The organism is Candidatus Sulfidibacterium hydrothermale (assembly GCF_020149915.1).
Taxonomy (GTDB): Bacteria; Bacteroidota; Bacteroidia; order Bacteroidales; family F082; genus Sulfidibacterium; species Sulfidibacterium hydrothermale.
Genome location: NZ_CP083760.1, coordinates 1301394 through 1324341 on the forward strand (window position 1 = coordinate 1301394; position 22948 = coordinate 1324341).

Genomic DNA, 22948 nt, shown 5'->3' on the forward strand with positions numbered 1-22948 from the left:
ACTTGATTATTCATTATTGGGTTAACATCACCGGCATAATCAGCATCAGGATGTCTTCCGCTTCGTTGTCGTTGGTGTCGGGTAAGATAATTCCGGCACGATTCGGTGCCGATAATTCAATGTCAATGTTTTCGGCTTCCAGCGTATTAAGCATTTCCTGCATGAATTTGGAGTTAAAACCAATTTCAATGTCTTCGCCGGAATAATTACAGCTCAATCGCTCTTTGGCGTTGCTGGAGTAATCGATATCTTCGGCTGTTAAAATCAGTTCCTGACCGGTAATTTTAAACCGTACCTGATGGGTTGATTTGCTTCCGAAGATAGCTACCCGGCGCAGGGAATCCAGCAGATTTTTCCGGTTAACCACCAGCTTGTAAGGATTTTGTGTGGGGATAACGGTTTCGTAATTGGGATATTTCCCATCAATCAAGCGGCAAACCATGTTTACGTCATCAAACTGGAAAACGGCATTGGTGTCGTTGTATTCCAGTACGACTTCCATTTCCGGATCATCCGGCATAATGTTTTTCAAATGATTCAATGGCTTCTTGGGTAAAATAAAGGAAGCATTTTTCCCTGATTTTATATCGTTGCGGCGGTAGCGAACCAATTTATGGGCATCGGTGGCGACAAAGTTAATGTGGTCCGGTCTTATTTCGCACAAAACGCCGGACATTACTGGCCGTAACTCATCATTCCCGGTGGCAAAAAGGGTTTTGCTAAAAGCATTTACCAATAAAGAAGCGTTGAGTTTTACCGAAATGGTATTTTCCAGTTTAGGAATCTGGGGAAACTCGTCGCTATTATGTCCAATCAGCTTGTATTTTCCTTCCCCCGCCATCAATTGCACTTCCTGGGAAGCCATGTCCACGTTAAAGGTTACAGGAATATTGGGGAATGTTTTGGTGATTTCCAGTAACATCCGGGCCGGAATGGCAATTTTTCCAGGATTCTCGGCCATTTCCACCTGTACGGTAGCCGAAATGGTGGTTTCCAGGTCGGAGGCTGTGATTTTCAGCGTTTTTTCTTCGGATAATTCAAATAAGAAATCGTCCAAAATAGGCAAGGTGTTGCTGCTGCTCATCACGCCGCTGAGCTTTTGTAAACTTTTCAGCAAATTGGCACTTGATATGATAAATTTCATGGTGTTAGTATTTTCTTTTTGCAAAAATATTCAAAAAGTAAAAGTAAAAAATTCCGTTAATTGAAGACGGGTTCTTTTCAACAAATTTTTAACAATCTGACGGGGGATTTATGACGGCTGATTACCCGCTTCCGATGCTGTCCGTTTATTTTCTTTATCGTCTTTGTATCGTCTGATTTTGATGTTCATATAGGCAAAAAAGATGGTCATTAGCGGGCTGATCAGATTGAAAAAGGCGTAGGGAAGATAGGATAGTGTGGGAACGCCCAAAACGCGTGCTTGTGTAGCACCTCCTGTATTCCAGGGAATTAAAACGGATGTTACCGTACCGGCATCTTCCAGGGTACGGCTCAAAACTTCTGGTTTCAGACCGCGGTCTTTAAAAGCGTCATGATACATTTCTCCCGGAACAACGATAGAAATATACTGGTCAGAAGCGGTGATATTAAAAAAGATACAAGAAACCGCAGTGGATGTAATCAGTGTTCCGTCGCTTTTGACCAGTTTCAAAATCGATCGGGTTATTTTTCTGAGCATTCCGTTGGATTCCATGATGCCGCCAAAGATCATAGCCGACAAAATCAACCAGATGGTGTCCAGCATCCCTTCCATACCACCGGTGGAGAACAGGTCGTTCATTTCTTTATTGGGAGTGACAATGTGTGTTGGTCCGTAAATGGCCTGCATCACACCAATATAAGATGCTTTGGCATAGTTATCGGTGATGTGGGTCAGGTTTTGGATAATGTGTGGTTGAAAAATAACAGCAAAAATACCGCCGAGTAAAACGCCTATTGCCAGTGCGGGTAATGGCGGCATTTTTTTGATAATCACAATAAAGAGAATGACCGGGACCAAAAACAGCCAGGGCGTGATATGGAATGTTTGTAAAATGGAAGCCTGAACTTCGGCAATATGTTCCGGAGGCTTGCCGCCGTGCAGGTTAAACCCCATGATGAGAAAAATGATTAAAGTAATGGTAATGGACGGAATGGTGGTGTACATCATGTACCGGATGTGGGTAAAGATATCGGTTCCGGAAACAGCCGGGGCTAAATTTGTGGTGTCAGATAAAGGAGACATTTTGTCTCCGAAATATGCTCCGGAAACAATAGCTCCGGCAACGACAGCTTTATCAAAGCCCATCGCGTCACCAATTCCCAGTGTGGCTACTCCGATTGTGGCAATGGTTGACCATGAACTCCCGGTAGCTGTGGAAACAATCATCCCGATAAGCACCGCAGCAAACAAAAAGATTTTGGGCTTTAGAATGTCAAGGCCGTAGTAAATCAGTGCCGGGATAACTCCGCTGATGAGCCAGGTTCCGGCCAGTGCTCCAATCAGCAGTAAAATCAGAATCGCCGGCATGGCTGTGCCGATGGTCTTTACGATCTTTTCGCGCATTTCGGTCCAGGTATAGCCCATTCTTAACCCGAGAATCCCCGATAGTGCTGCTGCTGTCATTAAAGCCACCTGATTGGCTCCCCGCAGGGTGTCATCCCAAAACATCACGTTCATCGAAAGCAGGAAAATCAAAAAAACAATGGGAATCAAAGATTCTGTAAGGCTGGGCTGACGCTGAACTTTTTTTGACATATCCCGGATTGTGTATTTAAGTGATGAGTCTTCCTGTTTGCTGTAGGATGGGCTCTTTTGCTGACAAAGATAAAAAAAGATTAAGGCCGAAGTCCGGCGTGCCTTTGTTTGTAGGGTTTTTTTAGAATGACCATTTCAGCCGCAGATAATACATCTGTCCGTAATTCCCGAACTCGGTTTTGTCTTTGCCAAAGAAAAGCTGGGCCATGGTAAACAATTGCAGATTTTCGGTCAGACTGAAATCCAGCGACGGGCCGGCAAAAGCGGAATGGTCAAAAGGATTGTAAATAGAAGAAATATCCGCTTTAATGAGAGGGGTGATTGGATAAGCCACTTCCCCAAACAGATCGAATTTTGACCGTGTAAGGTTTTTCGGATTCATATTTCCGGTAAAGAAAAAAGTATTTGTGCCGGCTGGTCCGGTGGTTCCGGCACTGTTAAAAAGGAAAGATCCGTGCAGATAAATCTGGTTGTTACAGGTGTAATTGGCTCCTATGGAGGCAATCCACTGTCCGGTTGTATCCGAAAACCGGTCCAGATTTCTGAAATAGGAAAGCTCTCCGGTAAATCCTGCTGCTTTAATTTGTCCGGCCCAGCCCATGCCCATTACCAGGTCTTTTTCCATTACTCCGCCAAGAAATTGCAAGTCATAATTGTGAACGTTGAACTTATACATTAGGGCTGCCGTAAGTTGTTGTTTGTTATTGAGTTTTGCCGCGATCTGAAGCGATGAGAGTTCCCCGGTATAATATTGAAAACGGATGGCATCGCTGCCGGGACGTTCCACATAATCAAAATCAAAATAATTATAAGTATTAAAAATGTCATTGGGATTCCAGACCAGATTTTGTCCCCAGTTGATCCGTTGCCGTCCCACGGTGATTTCCAGTTTTTTCAAAGACCATTTCAGATATAGCCTGTCGATGTTTGTGTAAAATAAAAAAGAAGTATCACTGGCCAGCCGAAAAGTCATGTCCAGCCAGCCATAGTCATTGAGCAGATTGTCGGTGTAGAAAGGGTAAAAGTCGGCCATCATGGGGCCGAAGTTGAAATGATTGCGGATTCCGGCTGCGATTTTCAGGTTTTTCACCGGATACCATTGCAGGTTGATGCGATTATAAATACCGGATAAATTGGTCCATCTTGTTGTTTCTTTTGGGGCCCAGGTGGTATTCATGTATTCCAGGAAACCGGTAACCAAAAAGGAATGATTTTCTTGGCCGTAAATCCGGTTTCCTGTAAAGAAAGCAAACAGGATAAAAACCCAAAAGAGCCTTTTATCATTCATTCGGGTTGCCCTTTTTCCCTCCGTTTGCATTTGAAATGTATTATTGCCGGATTTTCCTTACAGATTGTTTTTTAGGAATTCTTCCATTTTCTGAAATACTTTATCTCTTACCTGTTTCTGAGAAAGCAGCAGGTCGTGTACTCCGCCTTCGAAAGAAGCTTTTTCCACATTTTTCCCAATAACATCGGCATAATGTTCAATGTCTTTTACGTTGAGAACTGCATCGGCATGTTGCATGTCCGGGCGGTAGTTTCCGGGTTTTACACTTTTGGCTGAATACATGACCAAAACCGGACAGGCAATATCCAGTCCTTTTTGCAGCGTTTTTTGGGCGGTATAAATTCCTTTTATCCAGCTGGCATGGATTTTAAAACCGGCATCCGGTTTTAGATCCAGATCATAATCCCACTCTCCATTGTGACTTTTGTGCAGGCTGTAACCATATCCTTTGTCGAGGCCTACCGGTGAAGGAAGTTTGGGGAATGAGCCGGCCAGGGAAACCATTAGCGGAATGAATGTTTTTTTCAAGAATGCCGGAACGTTGAATTCAAAAAACGGGCTGTTCAGGATGAGCGCATCCACTTTGTTGTCGTTGCGATGTTCGTGGGCATACAAAGCGGCAATTAATCCACCGGTGGAATGTCCGACAAGAACCAGTTTTTCATTTTTTTCCTTTTCGCGGATAAAAGTCACCGCGGCATCAATATCTTCAAAATATTCGTGATAGTCTTTGAAATCATTGGGCTTTTGGTGCGGCAGGATAGAGCGGCCGTATTTGCGCAATTCCAGGGCGTAAAAGTTGAAACCCTGCTGATTGGCCCATTCGGCAAAATGGTCCTGAAAAAAATAGTCGTTAAAGCCATGGATGTAAAGCAGTGCTTTTTTTGAATGGTTTGCCGCTTTTTTTTCAATGAGAGTAGCCACAACTTCTCCTTCATCATCCGGCTTCATTGTCAAAGTATGAAAAGTGTATCCGTTTTCTTTTTTCATAATGATAATATTTTTGATATCTGTTCTTTACAAATGTACTCAATTTCTATAAAATGCTACAGATGAAGTTTCTGAAAAAAGAAAATTTGGGCCGTTTAACCGGAAAAAGGACGTTGTTCCGATTTTTTATTCGCTGATGGCTTTTTCCGTTATGATGCGGATATTTCTCCGGCTGATAGGACTGGTTTTTTGAACATTGATTTCTTCAGTAATTCGGCTGGTATGGCATGATCCGCCGGCACACGAAAGGCGTTTTCCGGTTTTGGGGTCACGGATAGAGCTCGAACATTGTTTTTTAAACTGACCGTTTTTTAAAACAAACATCTTGATGGCAAATCCTGCAAAGGCTATACTTAAAATAACTACCGAAAGAAGAAATAGTTTTATAAACATATTTATCTGTTTCTATAAGACAAAAGTAAATATTTTTCTTGCATGCAAAGAAACCAGACGTATTTTATTTAAGATCCGGATTTGTTTTTAGTTAGATGATTGAAAATCATTAAGAAAATGATTTAAAACCTGATTGTATTCTGATGCTGCATTTAGGTAAGGAAAATGGCCTTGTTGGTGAAAGGTGTGCACTTTTGCGTCCGGATAAAGATGTTTTAGTTGTTCCCTGAGTATTTTTGGAATCAAAGGGTCGTTATCCGACTCGAAAATAAGCAAGGGAACGGAATTATTTTTTACCGGAATTGGAAATGGTTGGAGTACAATATCCAGCCGGTTGATAAATTGTTTTTTATTGAACGGAAGGCCTTGTAGTACAGCGTATAGCAGCGCATTGTTTTGTGCTGCAGGTAAAATGACATTGATGAGATTCTTTTTGCTCAACCAATACAAAAGTATTTCTGGCAGGAAAGGGATCATTTTTCGTTTTGTTCGGTTTTTATTTAACAAGAGATCGTTGGGAGGAAAAGTATTCCCGAAAATGGCTTGTTCTATTCTTTCCGGATGGTGTTGTGTTAAATACTGGACAATATATCCTCCCATGGAGGTTCCGATCACGGAAAATTGTTGAATTTTTTCTGCTTGAAGGATTTTTAAGATCCCTTTTTCTGCTTTTTCCAGTGTATTGACTTTTTGGGGGAGTGTAAAAGCTATGGTTTTAAATTGGTTTTCAAAAGCGATGATCTGGTTCCACCAAATATCATAAGCCCCTCCCATGCCATGTATAAACAGTAATGTTTTTGTGCCTTTTCCTCCTGAATAATAAAACCAGGATTCTCCATTTAATTCTATTTTTTTCAACGGACGGGCGCGAAATTCTTTTAACTTCTGGGCAAATACATCGTTTTCCGGATACAATTCAAAAAAATCATGATGGGGCGGAGGCAAAAAGTAAGTTATGGCTATCATGGCCAGTATTAACATAAAAAAGAGAACAAGTAACATGATTTTGGTTTTTATTTTAACCCGAAGATAAAGCATTTATTCTGTTTCTCGGAGAAATTTCTCCGAAAAACAGAATAATTCATTGAGCAGATTAAGGGTTTTCAAGGTTCAGATAAGTCTTCATCTTTTCAACGTAATCGGCAAAAGCTTTTTTGCCTTGCGAAGTTATCCGGCAGATTGTTTTGGGGTAGTTGTTCACAAATTTCTTTTCAATTTCAATATATCCGGCTTCTTTTAACTTTTTCAACTGATGGCTTAAATTTCCTTGTGTTGTGTTGGTTACTTCTTTCAGATAATTGAAATCGGCCGATCGGACTTTCATCAGCGTGGAGACAATGATGAGCCGGACTGGCTGACTGAGTACTTTATCCAGTTCCTGATACATGGCTCAAAGGATTAAGATTTCTTTAAAAGATAAGCCGGAATCAGGTAGCCCGTTAAAATGGCAAGAGACAAAATCAATAGTCCCGTTTGGGCGGAAACATAAAGCGAAACAATGGTGAAAGCGAAAAATAAAATGCCCCCGGCAATTAAAGGTTTAAATTTCATGGCCATTCCCGAAACAAGTGTCCCTACCCCGGCAAGAAATAAAATAAAAATGGTTGTATTGACCTGAAGGACGATAGAAATGAAAACAATCAGGAAAAAAGAAAAACCAATGACAATCCACAAGTATTTCAAAAACATATCGAGATATGTTTCGTATCCCCGCTGTTTTCCGTGTTTTTTACCATAAATGACCGATACAATTACACCGATGGGCATCAATATTACCCAGGGAAGATAATTGGCCTGAAAAGCGGTAAAGCTTATCAATGCATACTGTATAAGGGCGGCTGAAACGGTTAGCCATCCCCAAAATAAATAAAAGAAGCTTTGCTCTTTTATGTTTTCTTTTGTTTTCTGAATAGCCGAAGTGATGATTTCGAGGCTTTCATGTGCTGTTAAGTTTTCCATTTTATTTAGTTTTAATTATTAAAGAACTTTGCAAAAATAATATAGTTTGTAATACAAACCAAATTTTCAGGAGTTTTTTTTAATAAATTCTTTGTAAAGGATAATAAATAATGGGGAAAATATTGAATTATAGCGAGTTGCTTGTGGGTGTATTTCTGAAAAGGAATGGGCTTTTTGGGTAAAAAGGAGGGATGACAATGTTAAAATACGAGAATTTACCGGTAAAAAGCGGTTAAGATGTCATGCGAAACGTATAACAGACAATACCGGTAGCCACCGCGGCATTAAGTGATTCTGCCTGGCTGCCGGTTGCTGCCGGAATGGAAACCGGTTCGTCAATAAACGGGAAAAGGGAGTCCGAAATTCCGTGTGCTTCGCTGCCGATGAGTAAGATCCCTTTTCCGGGTTTTTTCACTTTCCGGATATCCTGGCCATTCAATACAGCACCAAATATTTTTAATCGGGAGGGCTTTTTTGACAACCAGGAAGATAAATTTGTGTAATGCACACGAACTCTTGCCAGCGAGCCCATAGTTGCCTGTACCACTTTTGGATTATAGGCATCCACCGTTTCGTCAGAGCAAAGGATCTCTTTTATTCCAAACCAGTCGGCTGTGCGAATGATGGTTCCCAGGTTTCCGGGATCTTTGATATTATCCAGTGCCAGCACGTAATCTTCCAGGGTAGAAATATCCGGTAATTGATGTTCCGGTTTTTCGATTACAGCTAACACATCCGATGGATTTTTCAAAGCCGATATTTTTTCCATCTCTTTTAATGAGATGGTTTCCGGTTTTAGGTGCTGTGGTAAATCGGGATGTTTTTCTATCCAGCTTTCTGTAGCATAAATTTGGATTACCGACAGTGGTCCGGCAATAAAATCCAGTACGTTGACAGTTCCTTCAGCCAAAAACTGCCGGTATTTTCGCCGGTACTTATTTAGGTGAAGTGAACGAAGGATTTTAATTTGTGCTTTACTCAACATGTGGCGAAGATAGCAAACAAAAAAGCTCTCACCAAAAGAAGGAGAGAGCTTTTTTAAGATTTTAAAAAAACCGTTATTCGGCTTTTACATCCAGTTGCACTTCAACGGCAATGTCTTTATGCAGCTTAACAGTGGCTTTGTAGGTACCTACTTCTTTAATGGCGTCGCCATTAACTTCAATCTTCTTACGGTCTACTTCCACTTTTTTCTGGTCTTTAATAGCGTCGGCAATCATGATGTTGTTCACCGAGCCGAAAATTTTACCTTTTGTACTGGCTTTTACGCCAATAGTCAGCTGGGCACCTTCCAGAACTTTAGCCAATTCTTCGGCTTCTTTTCTGATTTTTTCTTCTTTATAGGCCTGTTGTTTTTTTACTTCGGCCAATACTTTTTTAGCAGAATCGGTGGCAACGATAGCCATTCCTTTTGGGATCAGGTAATTACGTGCATAACCGTCTTTTACGGTAATCAGATCGTTTTTATAGCCCAATCCGTTAATATCTTGTTTTAAAATAATCTCCATTGTAATTTCCTCCCTCTTTTATTTTAATAAGTCAGCAACATAAGGCATTAAAGCAAGATGCCGGGCTCTTTTGATCGCCTTGGCTACTTTACGCTGGTATTTTGTTGAAGTTCCGGTGATACGGCGGGGCAGGATTTTGCCTTGTTCGTTCACAAAACGGAGTAAGAAATCGGCATCTTTGTAATCGATGTATTTGATGCGATTTTTCTTGAACCGGCAGTATTTTTTCTTTGTGGTATCTACTGCAATCGGCGTTAAATATCTGATATCTGAATTCTGTGCCATGATTTTATATTTTTAAGTTTTTTACCGGGTTTTGTTTAAGCTTTTTCAGCGGTTTCTTCTTTTTTGCTTTCTGCAAATTTCTTCCGCCTTTTTTCGTTGTAAGCAATGGCGTGTTTATCCAGCTTCACGGTGAGAAAACGCATGACTTTTTCGTCGCGTTTCATTGCAAGCTCAAATTTTTCAATAAACGATCCGTCAACCCTGTATTCAAACAGATTATAAAATCCGGTTGATTTTTTCTGGATGGGGTAGGCCAGCTTTCGCATGCCCCAATTTTCCACATTAACCATCTCACCACCATTGTCTGTGATGAGTTTTTCGTAGGCTTTTACCGTTTCCTTTACCTGATCTTCAGATAAAACGGGAGTTAAAATGAAAACGGTTTCATACTGATTTACCATCTTTTTGTGAATTAATGAATTAATAATTAAAATTTTTGGTCTGCAAAAGTAGAAAAAATTTGCTTATGGAACCACTTTGCATGCTTATTTTCTTTTGAATGTTTCATCCGAAATGATTTTTCCATCATCAAGGGTTACAATCCGGCGGGCTTTGTCCATAACCCGCTGATCGTGTGTGGCAAAAACAAACGTGGTTTTGTATTTCCGGTTCATTTCGGCCATGATTTCCAGGAGCTCATTGGTAGAACGTGAGTCGAGATTGGCTGTGGGTTCGTCGGCAATAATGAAGCGGGGTTGCGATGCAAGTGCCCGGGCTACTGCTACCCGTTGCTGTTGTCCGCCCGAAAGCTGCCCGGGTTTGTGGTCTGCTTTGTCTGCAATTCCTACGGCTTCAAGTAATTCCATGGCTTTTTGGCGGCGAACCTTTTTGGGGACTTTTTGCAGCTCAAGAATAAATTCGGTGTTTTCACGGGCGGTCAGCACCGGGATCAGATTATAAGCCTGAAAAACAAAACCAGTGTTGTATAACCGGAAGTCGATCAGTTGTCGAGAAGTAAGTGATTTTAAATTGGTTCCGTCAATGAAGATATCGCCCTGTGAGGGCAAATCCAGCCCGCCTAAGATATTCAGCAAAGTAGTTTTTCCCGAGCCGGATGGCCCTACAATGGCGGTAAACTCACCTTCTTCAATTTTCAGATCTACGCCGTTAAGGGCTTTTACCGGAACTTTTGTTTCTTCGTAAGTTTTGTAGATTCCTTTTGTTTCGATGATGCTCATGGTTTCTTGCTTTCGTTGTTTTTAATTCATTTCGCGTAAAGCGGTGGCCGGCTGCAGGCGAAGTGCTTTCAATGCCGGAGATATGCTGGATAAAATGGCAATGAGTACGACCAGCAGCATGCTGAAAATATAAAACGGGGTATTTACCCGGAAAAAGATTCTTGAACTGTAACCAATATAATTTAATCCGGCAGCCACACTGGAAAGATCAAACCCAACGGTTGCAAAATGATGAATAATCCAAATGCTAAGCAGCAAGCCGACAAGCGCACCGGTTAAAGAAAGAAAAATGGTTTCGAGCATGATGAGCGTGAAAATTCTGCGTTTGTTCATGCCAAGGGCCATGAGCATGCCGATTTCGCGGGTGCGTTCCATCACGGCCATGAGCATGGTGTTGATGATGGCAAAAGCCAATGCTGCAAGAATGATAATCAGAAATAGATAAGAAAAATAGTCCATCAGGGCAATCATGGATTTGAGCAGCGGTTGTATTTGTTCCCAGCTTTGGATAACTATTTGGTGTTGCTTGATTTTATCTTGAAAAAGTTGCTGCAGTTGTTGCATTACCGGTTGGGTTTGCTGATTGCTTTTCAGCCGGATAGCTATTTCGTTTCCTGTTTTTGTTGCGGCACCGGTTAACGTACGGAGGTCTTTTTTATTCACAAAAACATGGGTTTCGTCAAAACGGGTATTGGCTGTTTTGAAAATCCCGGTGATGAAAAAAGCACCGTTCAGAATGGTTCCGGAAGTATCGGTCAGGGTAACGATCAGCTTATCGCCAAGCTGTAAATTTAGTTTATGGGCCAGCTTTTGTCCGATAATGGCCGGAATTTTTTCTTTTTCAGAAAGATATTTTCCCTGGATGATATGTCGGTACAAGTCACTTACCTTTTGTTCCGATACCGGATTTACGCCATAAAGTGTAATGCCGGATGCTGCACTGGCTGATGCGGCCATGGCGTCGGTTTTAATACGCAGGCTGATTCCTTTTACCTCAGGAAGTTTTTCTGTTTTTTCTATCATCCGGTTGGCTTGATGAATACTGTCTTGTATTTCGCCTTTCAGCAGAAAGGCCGGAGTGTGAATCTGAATGTCGGAAATTTCGTTGGCAATGGCCGCATTGACCCGCTGATCTGTCATCCCCGATATAAATCCGTCGGAAACCACAGCCCCGATAATTCCGACAGCAACAGATAGCAAAATAACCATGCTGCGCAGTTTGTTTCGCCAAAGATTTCGCCAGGAGAGAGAAAGTAACATCTTTTTGGGGTTTTAGTGTCTGAATGCTTTTAGAATTTGAAAACGTGACAGATAAATTACCGGATAAAGCGCAGATAAAAAGGATAGCGCAAAGACGATAACGACTTGGCTGATAAAAACATGGGCTTTTACGGAAAAGGGCAATACCGGCTCAATATTGAATTGCAAATACATTTTGGCCATTTCGCCGGTGATGGGAATGGGATGCGTATGCAAATAAAAAATAATGGGGGAAGCCAGCACCAGTCCAATGATGATGCCCAGGACAGAAATAATGATGGTTTCGAAAATGCTTACAAGAATCAGTTTCCGGCGTTCCATCCCAATGGCAATCATTACGGCATATTGCCGTCGTTTTTCCATTGTCATCATCAAAACGGTGCTGAATATTCCAAAAGCGGCTACAATGTATAAAATCAGTAACATAATTTGTCCTGAAATATTATCTACCCGAATGGTTTGCAAAATGTCGGATAACATGGTTTTCCAGGTAATGACTTCGTAGTGTGGCCCGATTTTCTTTTCGATTCGATTTTTTACCTCCTTTAATTTTTCCGGGTCGTTTAAAAAGATGCTGATGCGGGTAAGAAGTCCGGGCTGGTAGGGATAAACGAAATCCTGTGCTGTTTTCAAATTCATGTAAACCACGCTGCTGTTCATTTTTAGTGAGGGTAAATGAAAGATTCCGGCTACCCGGTAGATTCCGAAAGCCGTAATTCCCCGGTATCCTTGTCCGAGTAAAACCAGCGTGTCGCCGGGTTTCATTTTCAGAAATTCGGCCAGTTTATCGCCCAGTAAAACATCATTTTTTCCCGGAGTAAGGTAATGACCGCGTACGATTTTTCCGGAGAGTTTGTTTTGTTTATCGTATTGCCGGGCTTCAATACCGTCTATCAGTACGCCGCGGGTTTGTTTTTTATACGAAGCCAGCGAAAAGGTCTGTAATCCGGGAAGGATCAAACGGATATCCCGGATTTGCCCCAGTGTTTTAGCCAAATTTTTTTTATAGAAAAAAGCACGGTTAATGGTCTGGTTGGCCTGATATCCCGTGTCGTGAATTTGTAAATCGCCGGTTTGGCTTACGCCTGCCCGTATCATCTGTTCGTATGAACCAAACTGCATCGACCGCATAATCAGGGCCAGCCACAGAGCTAAGACCACAGCCCCGGTGGTGAGAAGGGTTCTTTTCCGGTTGCGCCACAAGTTTCGCCAGGCTATTTTTAAAAGCGTATTCATGTTGTTTTGTTCTTTGTGGATGGGGTCAGTAGCTTTTGGGGCGAATATTTTTCATGTTTTGGATAGAGAAAAAGTTTTGGTCAATTCCTTTGATATCAAATTCCTGATGCCGAATATCAATCGTGGTTTTATGTCCTTTTTTGATATTAGAAGTCATTTCGAGATGTGAGGGCAACAACCGGCCTCCCATCATTTTAATTTGGGAAGCGGTTTCCGTTTTTATCCGTTTGCCGTGTGTATCGTAAAACTCCATTTTTAAGGTGATGAAGTGTTTCCGGGTAATCCACATTTTTATCTTTCCCCATACTACAGCCGCATCCGGAAGCGGAGTCAGCCGGATAACGGCACAATCGTAACCGTTGAGTTTTTCGTCGCCGACAAAAGTGTGGGTGTAGTCGGTGATGATGCTGTTTTGTTTCATTAAGTCGTTGTTGGTAAAATCAGATCCCATCCATGCCTGCATCATCATCGATGGGGGAATTTTGATCATCCGGTTGATGGCCGGAATATAATTCCACATGTTTTTCTTTGATTTTAAAAAGACTTCGCCGCGATCACGGACGGGAGAAAGAATGTAAGTGAGATAATAGTCTTGTCCGAGCGACCAGTTTTGCATGCTGATGCTGCGTTGCCATGACGGCCTGATAATCGTCATGTCCATAACGCTGAAACTGCTTTTCCCAAGAAACAGGTTGTATGACCGGGTAACCATTTCTTTCGCCGAGAGTTGTTGCGCATTGGTTTGTCCGGTCTGAAACAAAAAAACAAACAAAATTAAAAGCAACTGAAACCGTGATTTCATAGGGCTTGGTTTAAATGAATTTTTCCATAATAAGGGCTTTGATTTCATCCAGCGGATATTCTTCCGGGCTCAACATAAAGTCGATGGCGACTCCGTCTAAAACTGCACCGAGTAAAAGGCTTTGGGTTTCGGGGTAACGTACTCCTTTTTTTTGGTAGTATTTTGTTAGTGCAGTAATAAAAGGAGAAACCAACTCAAAGATTTCGCCTTTGACCAGGGCAATGACTGCCGGTTGAGTAATTACGGCAATGTATAAACTCCAATAGGAGGCCTCTTTCTGCAACAGGGCAAAATTTTTCTCGATCAGCTCTTTGAAACGACTTTCCGTAATTTCTTTCTCAAAATCAAAATCGAGTTTTTGCATCATCTGGCGGATGCCTTCCAGGATAATTTCTTTAACCAGTGCTTCTTTATTGGCAAAATAATTATAAAGTAAGCCTTTGGAAATGCCGGCTTTGGCGGCTATTGTGCTGATAGATACCCCCGAAAAGCCGTTTTTTGCAAAGAGTTCCATCGCGGCTTCTTCGATAGCCGCTTTCCGGTTTTTCCGGATTTCGTTGAATTGTTGTCTGGTTTTGGGCGACATGGTTTTTTTGACTGAACGTTCGGTCAAAAATACGAAAAAAATAAACCGCATACTCAAAAGATGCGGTTTTTAATAATTTCTTTATGCCTGAGCTGTAGGACCGCCCATGGAAAAAGGCGGCATTCCTCCTTCAGGGGTTTCTTTTATCGGGCCGTAAACCGATTCAAATTTACGGAGGTTATCCTGCAATGCTTTGAACAGCCTTTTGGCGTGTTCCGGAGTGAGAATAATCCGTGATTTTACCTTGGCTTTCGGGGCTCCGGGCATCAGTTTTACGAAGTCAAGTACAAATTCGGCATGGGAATGGGTGATGATAGCCAGATTGCAATAAACTCCTTCGGCCATTTCTTCACTCAGTTCGATGTTGATTTGATTTTGCTGGGGATTGTTGTTGTCGTTTTCCATGCGTTGATGTTTTTAGAATAAAAAAGCTGTTACGGAAAGTTTTTTCTCTTCCGCAACAGCTTTTAAAAATTGTTCAATATTAACCTTCGGTTTCTTCTTCGATTGATTCCAAGTCATTGGCACTGGCCATCATGGCATCATGCTCTTCTTTGGAATAAACAATCAGATCGTCGTATTCTTTCAAGCCGGTTCCGGCCGGAATTTTGTGTCCGACAATTACATTCTCTTTCAGTCCGTTCAGGGTATCCTGTTTTGCATTAATTGCAGCCAGGGTAAGTACCTTGGTAGTTTCCTGGAACGAAGCTGCTGAGATGAAACTGTCGGTTTGCAGTGATGCCCGTGTAATTCCCTGCAGCACCTGGCGTGCAGTGGCCGTTTGGGCATTCCGGGCCTGAATCAGTTTTTTGTCACGACGACGCAGGGTGGAGTTTTCATCCCGCAGTTTACGGGCAGTGATAATCTCTCCTTTGCGGACGGTTTCTGAATCGCCGGGATCGACTACGACTTTCATACCAAAGATTTCGTCGTTCACTTCCTGAAACTTGATTTTGTTTACCAGTTCGCCTTCCAGGAAACGGGTGTCGCCCGGATCTTCCACTTGTACTTTCCGCATCATCTGACGAACAATGACTTCGAAATGTTTGTCGTTGATTTTTACTCCCTGCAACCGGTAAACTTCCTGGATTTCGTTTACAATGTATTCCTGAACGGCCATCGGTCCTTTAATAGAAAGGATGTCGGCCGGGGTAATAACTCCGTCAGAAAGTTTGGTTCCGGCTTTTACGAAGTCATTTTCCTGAGCCAGGATTTGTTTGGTTGTCGGAACAAGATAGCGTTTCTCTGCACCGGTTTTCGATGTGATGATGATTTCACGATTTCCACGTTTGAGTTTCTTACCGAACGAAACCACACCGTCGATTTCGGAAACCACAGCCTGTTCAGAGGGATTACGGGCTTCAAACAGCTCGGTAACCCGCGGAAGACCACCGGTAATGTCACCGGCTTTACCAAATACACGCGGGATTTTTACCAGCAGGTCACCGGCCTTAATTTCGGCACCTTCTTCCACCACAATGTGGGCTCCCACAGGCAGGTCGTATTGTTTCAGAATATTTCCGTCTTTATCCAGAATCTTAATGTTCGGGTTTTTGGTTTTTTGTTTGGTTTCAATAATCACCTTTTCAAAATACCCGGTTTGTTCGTCTGATTCAACACGGTAGGTCTGGCCTTCCACAATATTTTCAAAGGCTACTTTACCACCAACTTCAGACAGGATAACGGCGTTAAACGGATCCCATTCGTTGATCAGATCGCCTTTTTTCACTTTGTCTCCATTCTTGAAATAGAGTTTGGAGCCGTATGAAATGTTGGCCGATGACAGAATCACACCGGTTTTCGGATCGATCAGTTTCATTTCGGCAGAACGTCCGGTAACAATATCGTAGGTGTTGCCTTCGCTGTCGGTATAAGGTACACTACGCAATTCTTCGAATTCCAGTACTCCGTCGTGTTGTGCTTCCAGTCGGGAACTGGCTGCTACGTTAGAAGCAGTACCCCCTTGGTGGAAGGTACGCAGAGTAAGCTGTGTACCAGGTTCTCCAATCGACTGGGCTGCAATAACACCAACCGCTTCACCCCGCTGTACAAGATGTCCTGAAGCCAGGTTACGTCCGTAACAGTTGGCACAAACCCCATGTTTCGATTCGCAGGTAAGTACCGAACGGATTTCCACTTGCTCGATACCGGCTTCTTCGATTTGTTGTCCCAGCTCTTCCGTAATTTCCTGACCGCCTTTTACAATGACTTCACCCGTTTTGGGATGATAAATATCGTGAACAGCTACACGACCCAAGATACGGTCATACAACGATTCTACGATTTCTTCATTTTTCTTCAGGGCGGTTACCGTCAAACCACGAAGGGTTCCACAGTCTTTTTCAGAAATAATTACATCCTGAGCCACGTCAACCAAACGACGGGTCAGGTAACCGGCGTCAGCTGTTTTCAGAGCGGTATCCGCCAAACCTTTACGAGCACCGTGAGTAGAAATAAAATATTCCAAAACCGACAATCCTTCTTTAAAGTTGGAAAGAATCGGGTTCTCGATAATTTCATTTCCGGCAGCACCGGCTTTTTGCGGTTTGGCCATCAGACCACGCATTCCGGAAAGCTGACGAATCTGTTCTTTCGAACCCCGGGCGCCGGAATCCAGCATCATGTAAACCGGGTTAAATCCATCGTTGTCAGAAGCCAGCTCTTTCATGACGATATTGGTCAGTCGGGAGTTGGTATGTGTCCAGATATCAATGATCTGATTGTATCGTTCGTTGTTGGTGATGAATCCCATGTTGTAGTTATTCATCACTTCTTCTACTTCTTCTTCCGCTTTTTTGATCAGCTCTTCTTTTACTTTAGGAACGATAATGTTTCCTAAGTTAAAAGAAAGTCCACCCACAAAGGCCATGTAATATCCCAGGTTCTTGATGTCATCAAGGAACTGGGCAGTAACAGCGTTTCCGGTGGTTTTCAGTACTTCGCTGATAATATCGCGAAGTGCTTTTTTGGTCAGCAGCCGGTTGATGAAACCGAATCCTTCCGGTACTTTTTCGTTAAACAGTACCCGTCCTACAGTGGTTTCCACCAGTTTGTTCACCAGCTTGCCATCTTCTTTGATGTTTACTTTCACTTTGATGATGGCGTGCAGGTCAACACGTTTTTCGTTGTAGGCAATGCGCACTTCTTCCGGAGAATAAAAGGTCATGCCTTCTCCTTTAACAGGATGTTCTTTGGTGCTTTTCCGGGCTTTGGTAATGTAATAAAGTCCCAGTACCATGTCCTGCGAAGGAACCGTAATTGGTGCGCCGTTGGCCGGATTCAGAATGTTGTGTGAAGCCAGCATCAGAATCTGGGCTTCAAGAATGGCTGCATTTCCCAAAGGAACGTGCACGGCCATCTGGTCACCGTCAAAGTCAGCGTTAAAAGCTGTACAAGCCAGCGGGTGCAACTGGATGGCTTTTCCTTCCACCAGTTTCGGCTGGAATGCCTGGATACCCAGACGGTGCAGGGTAGGAGCACGGTTCAGCAGAACCGGATGCCCTTTCAGAATATTTTCAAGGATGTCGTAAACAACGGCATCTTTTCTTTCCACGATTTTCTTTGCCGATTTCACGGTTTTTACAATACCGCGTTCCAGCAAACGACGAATGATGAACGGTTTGAACAATTCGGCTGCCATATCTTTCGGCAATCCGCATTCGTTCATCTTCAGCTCAGGACCGACAATAATTACCGAACGACCAGAATAGTCAACACGTTTACCGAGCAAGTTCTGACGGAAACGTCCTTGTTTTCCTTTCAGGCTGTCGCTCAACGATTTCAGCGGACGGTTCGATTCGGTTTTTACCGCGCTCGATTTCCGTGAGTTGTCAAACAATGAATCCACAGCTTCCTGCAACATACGTTTTTCGTTACGCATGATAACGTCAGGCGCTTTGATTTCGATGAGCCGTTTCAGCCGGTTGTTACGGATAATTACCCTGCGGTACAGGTCGTTCAGGTCAGAAGTGGCAAAACGTCCACCATCGAGCGGAACCAGAGGCCGCAATTCCGGAGGAATAACCGGAACGATTTTCACGATCATCCATTCCGGACGGTTTTCTTTCCGTTTACGGGCATCGCGAAAAGCTTCAAATACCTGAAGACGTTTCAGGGCTTCGGCTTTTCTTTGTTGCGAAGTTTCCGTATTGGCTTTATGCCGCAACTCGAAAGATTCTTTGTCGAGATCCAAACGGACGAGCAGATCATGAACGGCTTCTGCTCCCATCTTGGCAATGAATTTATCCGGATCGGAATCATCAAGATATTGATTTTCCGAAGGCAGGGTGTCCAAAATGTTCAGATACTCTTCTTCGGTAAGAAAATCCATTTTTTTGATGCCGTCGGCTTCTTTAATTCCGGGCTGGATCACCACATACCGTTCGTAGTAGATGATGGATTCCAGTTTTTTGGTTTGAAGTCCGAGCAGGGCTCCAATTTTATTCGGTAAAGAGCGGAAAAACCAGATGTGAACTACAGGAACCACCAATTCGATGTGTCCCATCCGTTCGCGTCTTACTTTTTTCTCCGTTACTTCCACGCCACAACGGTCACATACAATGCCTTTGTAACGAATTCGTTTATATTTTCCGCAGTGACATTCATAGTCTTTCACGGGGCCGAAAATTCTTTCGCAGAAAAGGCCGTCGCGTTCGGGTTTGTAGGTGCGGTAGTTAATGGTTTCAGGTTTCAGTACTTCGCCATGCGACCGTTCCAAAATGGATTCGGGCGAGGCGAGACTGATGGTGATTTTGTTAAAACTATCCGGTACTTTACTATCTTGTCTGAAAGCCATATCAGATTTTTATTTTATGAGAATCAAAATTTAAATTACTTATCGAAGCTGATTTCCAGTCCTAATCCACGCAGTTCGTGTACAAGTACATTGAACGATTCGGGCATTCCCGGAGTAGGCATGTTTTCGCCTTTTACAATCGCTTCGTAGGCTTTGGCGCGGCCGTTTACATCGTCCGATTTCACGGTCAGGATTTCCTGCAGAATGTTGGCAGCACCAAAGGCTTCCAGTGCCCAGACTTCCATCTCACCAAAACGCTGACCACCAAACTGGGCTTTACCGCCAAGAGGCTGTTGCGTGATGAGCGAATAAGGACCAATAGAACGGGCGTGCATCTTATCATCAATCAGGTGGTGGAGTTTAATCATGTAGATATAACCCACGGTAGCCGGCTGGTCGAAACGTTCACCGGTACCCCCGTCGTAAAGATATACACTTCCGTTTTCAGGCAATCCGGCCTGTTTCATGTATTCGTTGATTTGTTCATCGGTAGCACCATCAAAAATTGGTGTGGCGAATTTCAAACCAAGTTCTTTACCGGCCCAGCCGAGTACGGTTTCGTAAATCTGTCCGAGGTTCATTCGCGAAGGTACACCCAACGGGTTCAGTACAATATCTACCGGTGTTCCGTCTTCCATAAACGGCATATCTTCTTCACGGACGATCTTAGCCACAATCCCTTTGTTACCGTGACGGCCCGACATTTTATCTCCTACTTTCAGTTTCCGTTTTTTGGCCACGTAAACTTTTGCCATTTGAACAATACCGTTGGGAAGTTCGTCGCCTACGCTGGCAACAAATTTCTTGCGGTTGTACACACCAAGCAGTTCTTTATACTTGATGTTGTAGTTGTTCAACAGCACTTTAATCAGTTCATTTTTTGCCGGATCCGTTGTCCATTTGCTGGCGTTGATGTTGATATAATCCAGCGAGTGGAGTATTTTCTGGGTGAATTTGGTCTTGGTGGGAACCACAATTTCGCCATAAACGTTGGTTACGCCCTGCGAAGTACGGTTGCTCACCAAAACAGTCAGCTTATCCACCAGCTTGTTCTTCAGCTCAGCAAATTTTTTGTTGTATTCTTCATCCAGGGCAGCAATAATCTCTTTCTCTTTCGATTTGTTTTTCGAGCTTTTAATGGCTCTGGAGAAGAGAGCTTTATTGATAACCACCCCTTTCATGGACGGCGGTGCTTTCAGCGATGCATTTTTCACATCGCCTGCTTTGTCACCAAAAATGGCACGGAGCAGTTTTTCTTCCGGGGTCGGATCACTTTCTCCTTTCGGGGTGATCTTACCGATGAGAATATCGCCTTCTTTCACTTCGGCTCCAATGCGGATCAAACCATTTTCATCCAGGTCTTTAGTGGCTTCGGCACTTACATTCGGAATGTCATTGGTCAGTTCTTCAATACCCCGTTTGGTATCGCGAACTTCCAAAGTAAACTCTTCGATGTGAACAGAAGTGAAATAATCTTCTTTCACTACTTTTTCGCTGATCACGATAGCATCCTCGTAGTTGTATCCTTTCCAGGGCATGAAAGCCACTTTCAGGTTACGTCCCAATGCCAGTTCGCCGCCTTGTGTTCCGTAACCTTCGCACAACGGCTGTCCTTTGGTTACTTTATCACCGGCACGAACAATCGGGCGCAGGTTAATGGATGTATTTTGGTTGGTACGACGGAATTTAGTCAGTGTGTACTCTTTCACATCATCGTCAAAGCTGACCAGTTTTTCCATTTCGTCGCGTGAGTAGCGAATCACGATCTTTTTGGCGTCAACATATTCTACTACGCCATCGCCTTCAGCCATTACCAGCACGCGGGAGTCGCGGGCTACATCGGCTTCAATACCGGTACCTACAATAGGTGCTTCCGGATTGAGCAACGGTACAGCCTGGCGCATCATGTTCGAACCCATCAAAGCACGGTTGGCGTCATCATGTTCCAGAAAAGGAATACACGATGCGGCAATGGATGCAATCTGGTTCGGTGCGATATCAATCAGGTTTACCTCTTCGCGGGGAGTGATAGGATAGTCTGCCTGATAACGAACTTTTACTTTTTCGTTAACAAACTTTCCGGAATCATCCACCACGGTATTGGCCTGGGCAATAATTTTATCTTCTTCTTCTTCAGCACTCAGATAAATCGGGTCGTGGTCGTAGTCAATTTGGCCGTTAACCACTTTCCGGTAAGGTGTTTCGATAAATCCGAGGTGATTGATTTTGGCATAAACACAAAGAGAAGAAATCAAACCGATGTTTGGTCCTTCAGGGGTTTCAATGGTACAAAGCCTTCCGTAGTGGGTATAGTGTACGTCACGTACTTCAAATCCGGCTCTTTCACGTGAAAGACCTCCCGGTCCCAGTGCAGAAATACGGCGTTTGTGTGTAATTTCTGACAACGGGTTGGTTTGGTCCATAAATTGCGACAAGGCATTGGTACCGAAGAAAGAATTAATTACCGACGATAAGGTTTTGGCATTGATCAGGTCGGTAGGAGTAAATACTTCGTTGTCGCGGACATTCATCCGGTCGCGGATGGTTCGTGCCATACGGGCCAATCCTACACCAAACTGGGCGTAAAGTTGTTCTCCTACGGTACGTACACGACGGTTACTCAGGTGGTCGATATCATCAACAATGGTTTTCTGATTTAACAGTTTAATCAGGTGTTTGATGATAAGGACAATGTCTTCTTTGGTCAGGACACGCACATCCATCGGGGTGTCCAGATCCAGTTTTTTATTGATCCGGTAACGTCCTACTTCGCCGAGGTCGTAACGTTTGTCGGAGAAGAAAAGGCGTTCGAATACGCTGCGGGCAGTTTCTTCGTCCGGAGGCAGCGCATTACGCAACTGGAAATAGATATATTCCACCGCTTCTTTTTCGGAGTTGGTGGTATCTTTTTGCAGGGTTTGGAAAATGACTGAATAATCGTTGATGCTACCGTCATCTTTGTGCAGGAGAATGGTTTTTACTCCGGCATCGATAATTTGCTGGATGTGTTCCTGTTGGAGAACGGTTTCGCGTTCGATGATAACATCGTTACGTTCGATGGTTACAACTTCGCCGGTATCTTCGTCCACGAAGTCTTCGAACCATGAGCGTACGACACGGGCTGCCAGGCTGCGTCCCAATACCCTTTTCAGACCGGCTTTGCTGACTTTTACTTCTTCGGCCAGGTCAAAAATTTCGAGGATATCGCGGTCGGTTTCGTAGCCAATGGCACGCAAAAGAGTAGTAACCGGTAATTTTTTCTTCCGGTCGATATAGGCATACATCACGTTGTTGATATCGGTGGAGAATTCCATCCAGGATCCTTTAAAAGGAATAATTCTGGCCGAGAACAACTGAGTTCCGTTGGCATGCCTGTGTTGTCCGAAGAACACGCCTGGTGAGCGGTGTAACTGCGAAACGATAACGCGTTCGGCGCCGTTAATAATGAAAGTACCGCGGGGAGTCATGTAAGGAATCATCCCCAAATAAACATCCTGCACGATGGTTTCAAAATCTTCGTGTTCCGGATCGGTACAATAAAGTTTTAATTTTGCCTTGAGAGGCACACTATACGTCAATCCGCGTTCGATACACTCTTCAATGGTGTAATGCGGGGGGTCAACAAAATAGTCTAAAAATTCAAGGACAAAATTATTTCGCACATCCGTAATCGGAAAGTTTTCGGAAAAAACCTTAAAGAGCCCTTCATTTACCCGGTTTTCCGTATTGGTTTCCAGTTGGAAAAAATCCTGAAATGATTTTAACTGGATGTCCAGGAAATTGGGGTAGGGCATCAGGTTTTTTGTTGTTGCGAAATTGATTCTTTCGGTTTTGATTCCAGCCAAGGCACAATAGTTTTAAGTTATGAACAAGCCGGCATGGATAATTTTCTGCCGGCAAAAAATTGAAAGAATGATGTATAAGAACA

20 protein-coding genes are annotated in these 22948 nt (G+C 43.3%); all 20 read right to left on the reverse strand.

Annotated features, from left to right (window positions below; all coding sequences use genetic code 11):
- Positions 1-13: 13 nt before the first annotated feature.
- Positions 14-1144 (reverse strand): DNA polymerase III subunit beta, encoded by a 1131-nt coding sequence (dnaN, locus tag LA303_RS05065; RefSeq protein WP_240526845.1) that lies wholly within the window; start codon positions 1142-1144, stop codon positions 14-16.
- A gap of 108 nt (positions 1145-1252) precedes the next feature.
- On the reverse strand, positions 1253-2740 hold the full coding sequence (nhaC, locus tag LA303_RS05070) for a Na+/H+ antiporter NhaC (RefSeq protein ID WP_394371576.1): 1488 nt from the start codon (positions 2738-2740) through the stop codon (positions 1253-1255).
- Positions 2741-2861: 121 nt separating this feature from the next.
- Entirely contained in the window at positions 2862-4028 is a 1167-nt protein-coding gene (locus tag LA303_RS05075; RefSeq protein ID WP_240526846.1) for a hypothetical protein, read from the reverse strand.
- A gap of 57 nt (positions 4029-4085) precedes the next feature.
- Positions 4086-5018, reverse strand: a complete 933-nt coding sequence (locus LA303_RS05080) for an alpha/beta hydrolase (RefSeq protein WP_240526847.1) — start codon at positions 5016-5018, stop codon at positions 4086-4088.
- A gap of 126 nt (positions 5019-5144) precedes the next feature.
- Positions 5145-5411 (reverse strand): hypothetical protein, encoded by a 267-nt coding sequence (locus LA303_RS05085; RefSeq protein WP_240526848.1) that lies wholly within the window; start codon positions 5409-5411, stop codon positions 5145-5147.
- A gap of 87 nt (positions 5412-5498) precedes the next feature.
- Positions 5499-6413 carry an alpha/beta fold hydrolase gene (locus LA303_RS05090; protein WP_240526849.1) on the reverse strand — a complete coding sequence of 305 codons (915 nt, stop codon included), beginning with the start codon at positions 6411-6413 and terminating at the stop codon, positions 5499-5501.
- A 91-nt stretch (positions 6414-6504) separates the two neighbouring features.
- Entirely contained in the window at positions 6505-6798 is a 294-nt protein-coding gene (locus LA303_RS05095) for a winged helix-turn-helix domain-containing protein (protein WP_240526850.1), read from the reverse strand.
- 11 nt (positions 6799-6809) lie between these two features.
- Positions 6810-7370, reverse strand: coding sequence for an NfeD family protein (locus LA303_RS05100; RefSeq protein WP_240526851.1), 561 nt, complete (start codon positions 7368-7370; stop codon positions 6810-6812).
- A gap of 232 nt (positions 7371-7602) precedes the next feature.
- Positions 7603-8355 carry a TrmH family RNA methyltransferase gene (locus tag LA303_RS05105; protein ID WP_394371577.1) on the reverse strand — a complete coding sequence of 251 codons (753 nt, stop codon included), beginning with the start codon at positions 8353-8355 and terminating at the stop codon, positions 7603-7605.
- Positions 8356-8428: 73 nt separating this feature from the next.
- Complete coding sequence (gene rplI / locus LA303_RS05110; RefSeq protein WP_240526853.1) at positions 8429-8878, reverse strand: 50S ribosomal protein L9; 450 nt, start codon at positions 8876-8878, stop codon at positions 8429-8431.
- Positions 8879-8896: 18 nt separating this feature from the next.
- Positions 8897-9163 (reverse strand): 30S ribosomal protein S18, encoded by a 267-nt coding sequence (gene rpsR, locus LA303_RS05115; RefSeq protein ID WP_240526854.1) that lies wholly within the window; start codon positions 9161-9163, stop codon positions 8897-8899.
- Between the two features lie 35 nt (positions 9164-9198).
- The gene (gene rpsF / locus LA303_RS05120) at positions 9199-9564 is read right to left on the reverse strand and encodes a 30S ribosomal protein S6 (RefSeq protein ID WP_240526855.1); all 366 of its coding nucleotides are present in this window, start codon (positions 9562-9564) and stop codon (positions 9199-9201) included.
- Between the two features lie 84 nt (positions 9565-9648).
- Positions 9649-10341, reverse strand: coding sequence for an ABC transporter ATP-binding protein (locus LA303_RS05125; protein ID WP_240526856.1), 693 nt, complete (start codon positions 10339-10341; stop codon positions 9649-9651).
- 21 nt (positions 10342-10362) lie between these two features.
- Positions 10363-11601 carry an ABC transporter permease gene (locus LA303_RS05130; RefSeq protein WP_240526857.1) on the reverse strand — a complete coding sequence of 413 codons (1239 nt, stop codon included), beginning with the start codon at positions 11599-11601 and terminating at the stop codon, positions 10363-10365.
- A 12-nt stretch (positions 11602-11613) separates the two neighbouring features.
- Entirely contained in the window at positions 11614-12837 is a 1224-nt protein-coding gene (locus LA303_RS05135) for an ABC transporter permease (protein ID WP_240526858.1), read from the reverse strand.
- Between the two features lie 25 nt (positions 12838-12862).
- Entirely contained in the window at positions 12863-13639 is a 777-nt protein-coding gene (locus LA303_RS05140; protein WP_240526859.1) for an outer membrane lipoprotein-sorting protein, read from the reverse strand.
- Positions 13640-13649: 10 nt separating this feature from the next.
- Positions 13650-14225, reverse strand: coding sequence for a TetR/AcrR family transcriptional regulator (locus LA303_RS05145; protein WP_240526860.1), 576 nt, complete (start codon positions 14223-14225; stop codon positions 13650-13652).
- A gap of 81 nt (positions 14226-14306) precedes the next feature.
- Positions 14307-14630: a DUF3467 domain-containing protein gene (locus LA303_RS05150; protein ID WP_240526861.1), complete on the reverse strand. Its 324-nt coding sequence runs from the start codon at positions 14628-14630 to the stop codon at positions 14307-14309.
- 79 nt (positions 14631-14709) lie between these two features.
- A complete protein-coding gene (gene rpoC / locus LA303_RS05155) occupies positions 14710-19020 on the reverse strand; it encodes a DNA-directed RNA polymerase subunit beta' (protein WP_240526862.1) in 4311 nt (1436 codons plus the stop codon).
- Positions 19021-19055: 35 nt separating this feature from the next.
- Positions 19056-22814, reverse strand: a complete 3759-nt coding sequence (rpoB, locus tag LA303_RS05160; protein WP_240527114.1) for a DNA-directed RNA polymerase subunit beta — start codon at positions 22812-22814, stop codon at positions 19056-19058.
- Positions 22815-22948: the final 134 nt, after the last annotated feature.

What these genes read in the sequence shown, in the direction of transcription:
- rpoB (WP_240527114.1), bottom strand. Translation starts at nt 22,814, where the DNA reads ATGCCCTACCCCAATTTCCTGGACATCCAGTTAAAATCATTTCAGGAT.
- nhaC (WP_394371576.1), bottom strand. Translation starts at nt 2,740, where the DNA reads ATGTCAAAAAAAGTTCAGCGTCAGCCCAGCCTTACAGAATCTTTGATT.
- rpsF (WP_240526855.1), bottom strand. Translation starts at nt 9,564, where the DNA reads ATGGTAAATCAGTATGAAACCGTTTTCATTTTAACTCCCGTTTTATCT.
- LA303_RS05075 (WP_240526846.1), bottom strand. Translation starts at nt 4,028, where the DNA reads ATGAATGATAAAAGGCTCTTTTGGGTTTTTATCCTGTTTGCTTTCTTT.
- dnaN (WP_240526845.1), bottom strand. Translation starts at nt 1,144, where the DNA reads ATGAAATTTATCATATCAAGTGCCAATTTGCTGAAAAGTTTACAAAAG.
- LA303_RS05145 (WP_240526860.1), bottom strand. Translation starts at nt 14,225, where the DNA reads ATGTCGCCCAAAACCAGACAACAATTCAACGAAATCCGGAAAAACCGG.
- LA303_RS05085 (WP_240526848.1), bottom strand. Translation starts at nt 5,411, where the DNA reads ATGTTTATAAAACTATTTCTTCTTTCGGTAGTTATTTTAAGTATAGCC.
- rpsR (WP_240526854.1), bottom strand. Translation starts at nt 9,163, where the DNA reads ATGGCACAGAATTCAGATATCAGATATTTAACGCCGATTGCAGTAGAT.
- LA303_RS05135 (WP_240526858.1), bottom strand. Translation starts at nt 12,837, where the DNA reads ATGAATACGCTTTTAAAAATAGCCTGGCGAAACTTGTGGCGCAACCGG.
- LA303_RS05105 (WP_394371577.1), bottom strand. Translation starts at nt 8,355, where the DNA reads ATGTTGAGTAAAGCACAAATTAAAATCCTTCGTTCACTTCACCTAAAT.
- LA303_RS05125 (WP_240526856.1), bottom strand. Translation starts at nt 10,341, where the DNA reads ATGAGCATCATCGAAACAAAAGGAATCTACAAAACTTACGAAGAAACA.
- LA303_RS05080 (WP_240526847.1), bottom strand. Translation starts at nt 5,018, where the DNA reads ATGAAAAAAGAAAACGGATACACTTTTCATACTTTGACAATGAAGCCG.
- LA303_RS05130 (WP_240526857.1), bottom strand. Translation starts at nt 11,601, where the DNA reads ATGTTACTTTCTCTCTCCTGGCGAAATCTTTGGCGAAACAAACTGCGC.
- LA303_RS05090 (WP_240526849.1), bottom strand. Translation starts at nt 6,413, where the DNA reads ATGTTACTTGTTCTCTTTTTTATGTTAATACTGGCCATGATAGCCATA.
- rplI (WP_240526853.1), bottom strand. Translation starts at nt 8,878, where the DNA reads ATGGAGATTATTTTAAAACAAGATATTAACGGATTGGGCTATAAAAAC.
- LA303_RS05095 (WP_240526850.1), bottom strand. Translation starts at nt 6,798, where the DNA reads ATGTATCAGGAACTGGATAAAGTACTCAGTCAGCCAGTCCGGCTCATC.
- LA303_RS05150 (WP_240526861.1), bottom strand. Translation starts at nt 14,630, where the DNA reads ATGGAAAACGACAACAACAATCCCCAGCAAAATCAAATCAACATCGAA.
- rpoC (WP_240526862.1), bottom strand. Translation starts at nt 19,020, where the DNA reads ATGGCTTTCAGACAAGATAGTAAAGTACCGGATAGTTTTAACAAAATC.
- LA303_RS05100 (WP_240526851.1), bottom strand. Translation starts at nt 7,370, where the DNA reads ATGGAAAACTTAACAGCACATGAAAGCCTCGAAATCATCACTTCGGCT.
- LA303_RS05140 (WP_240526859.1), bottom strand. Translation starts at nt 13,639, where the DNA reads ATGAAATCACGGTTTCAGTTGCTTTTAATTTTGTTTGTTTTTTTGTTT.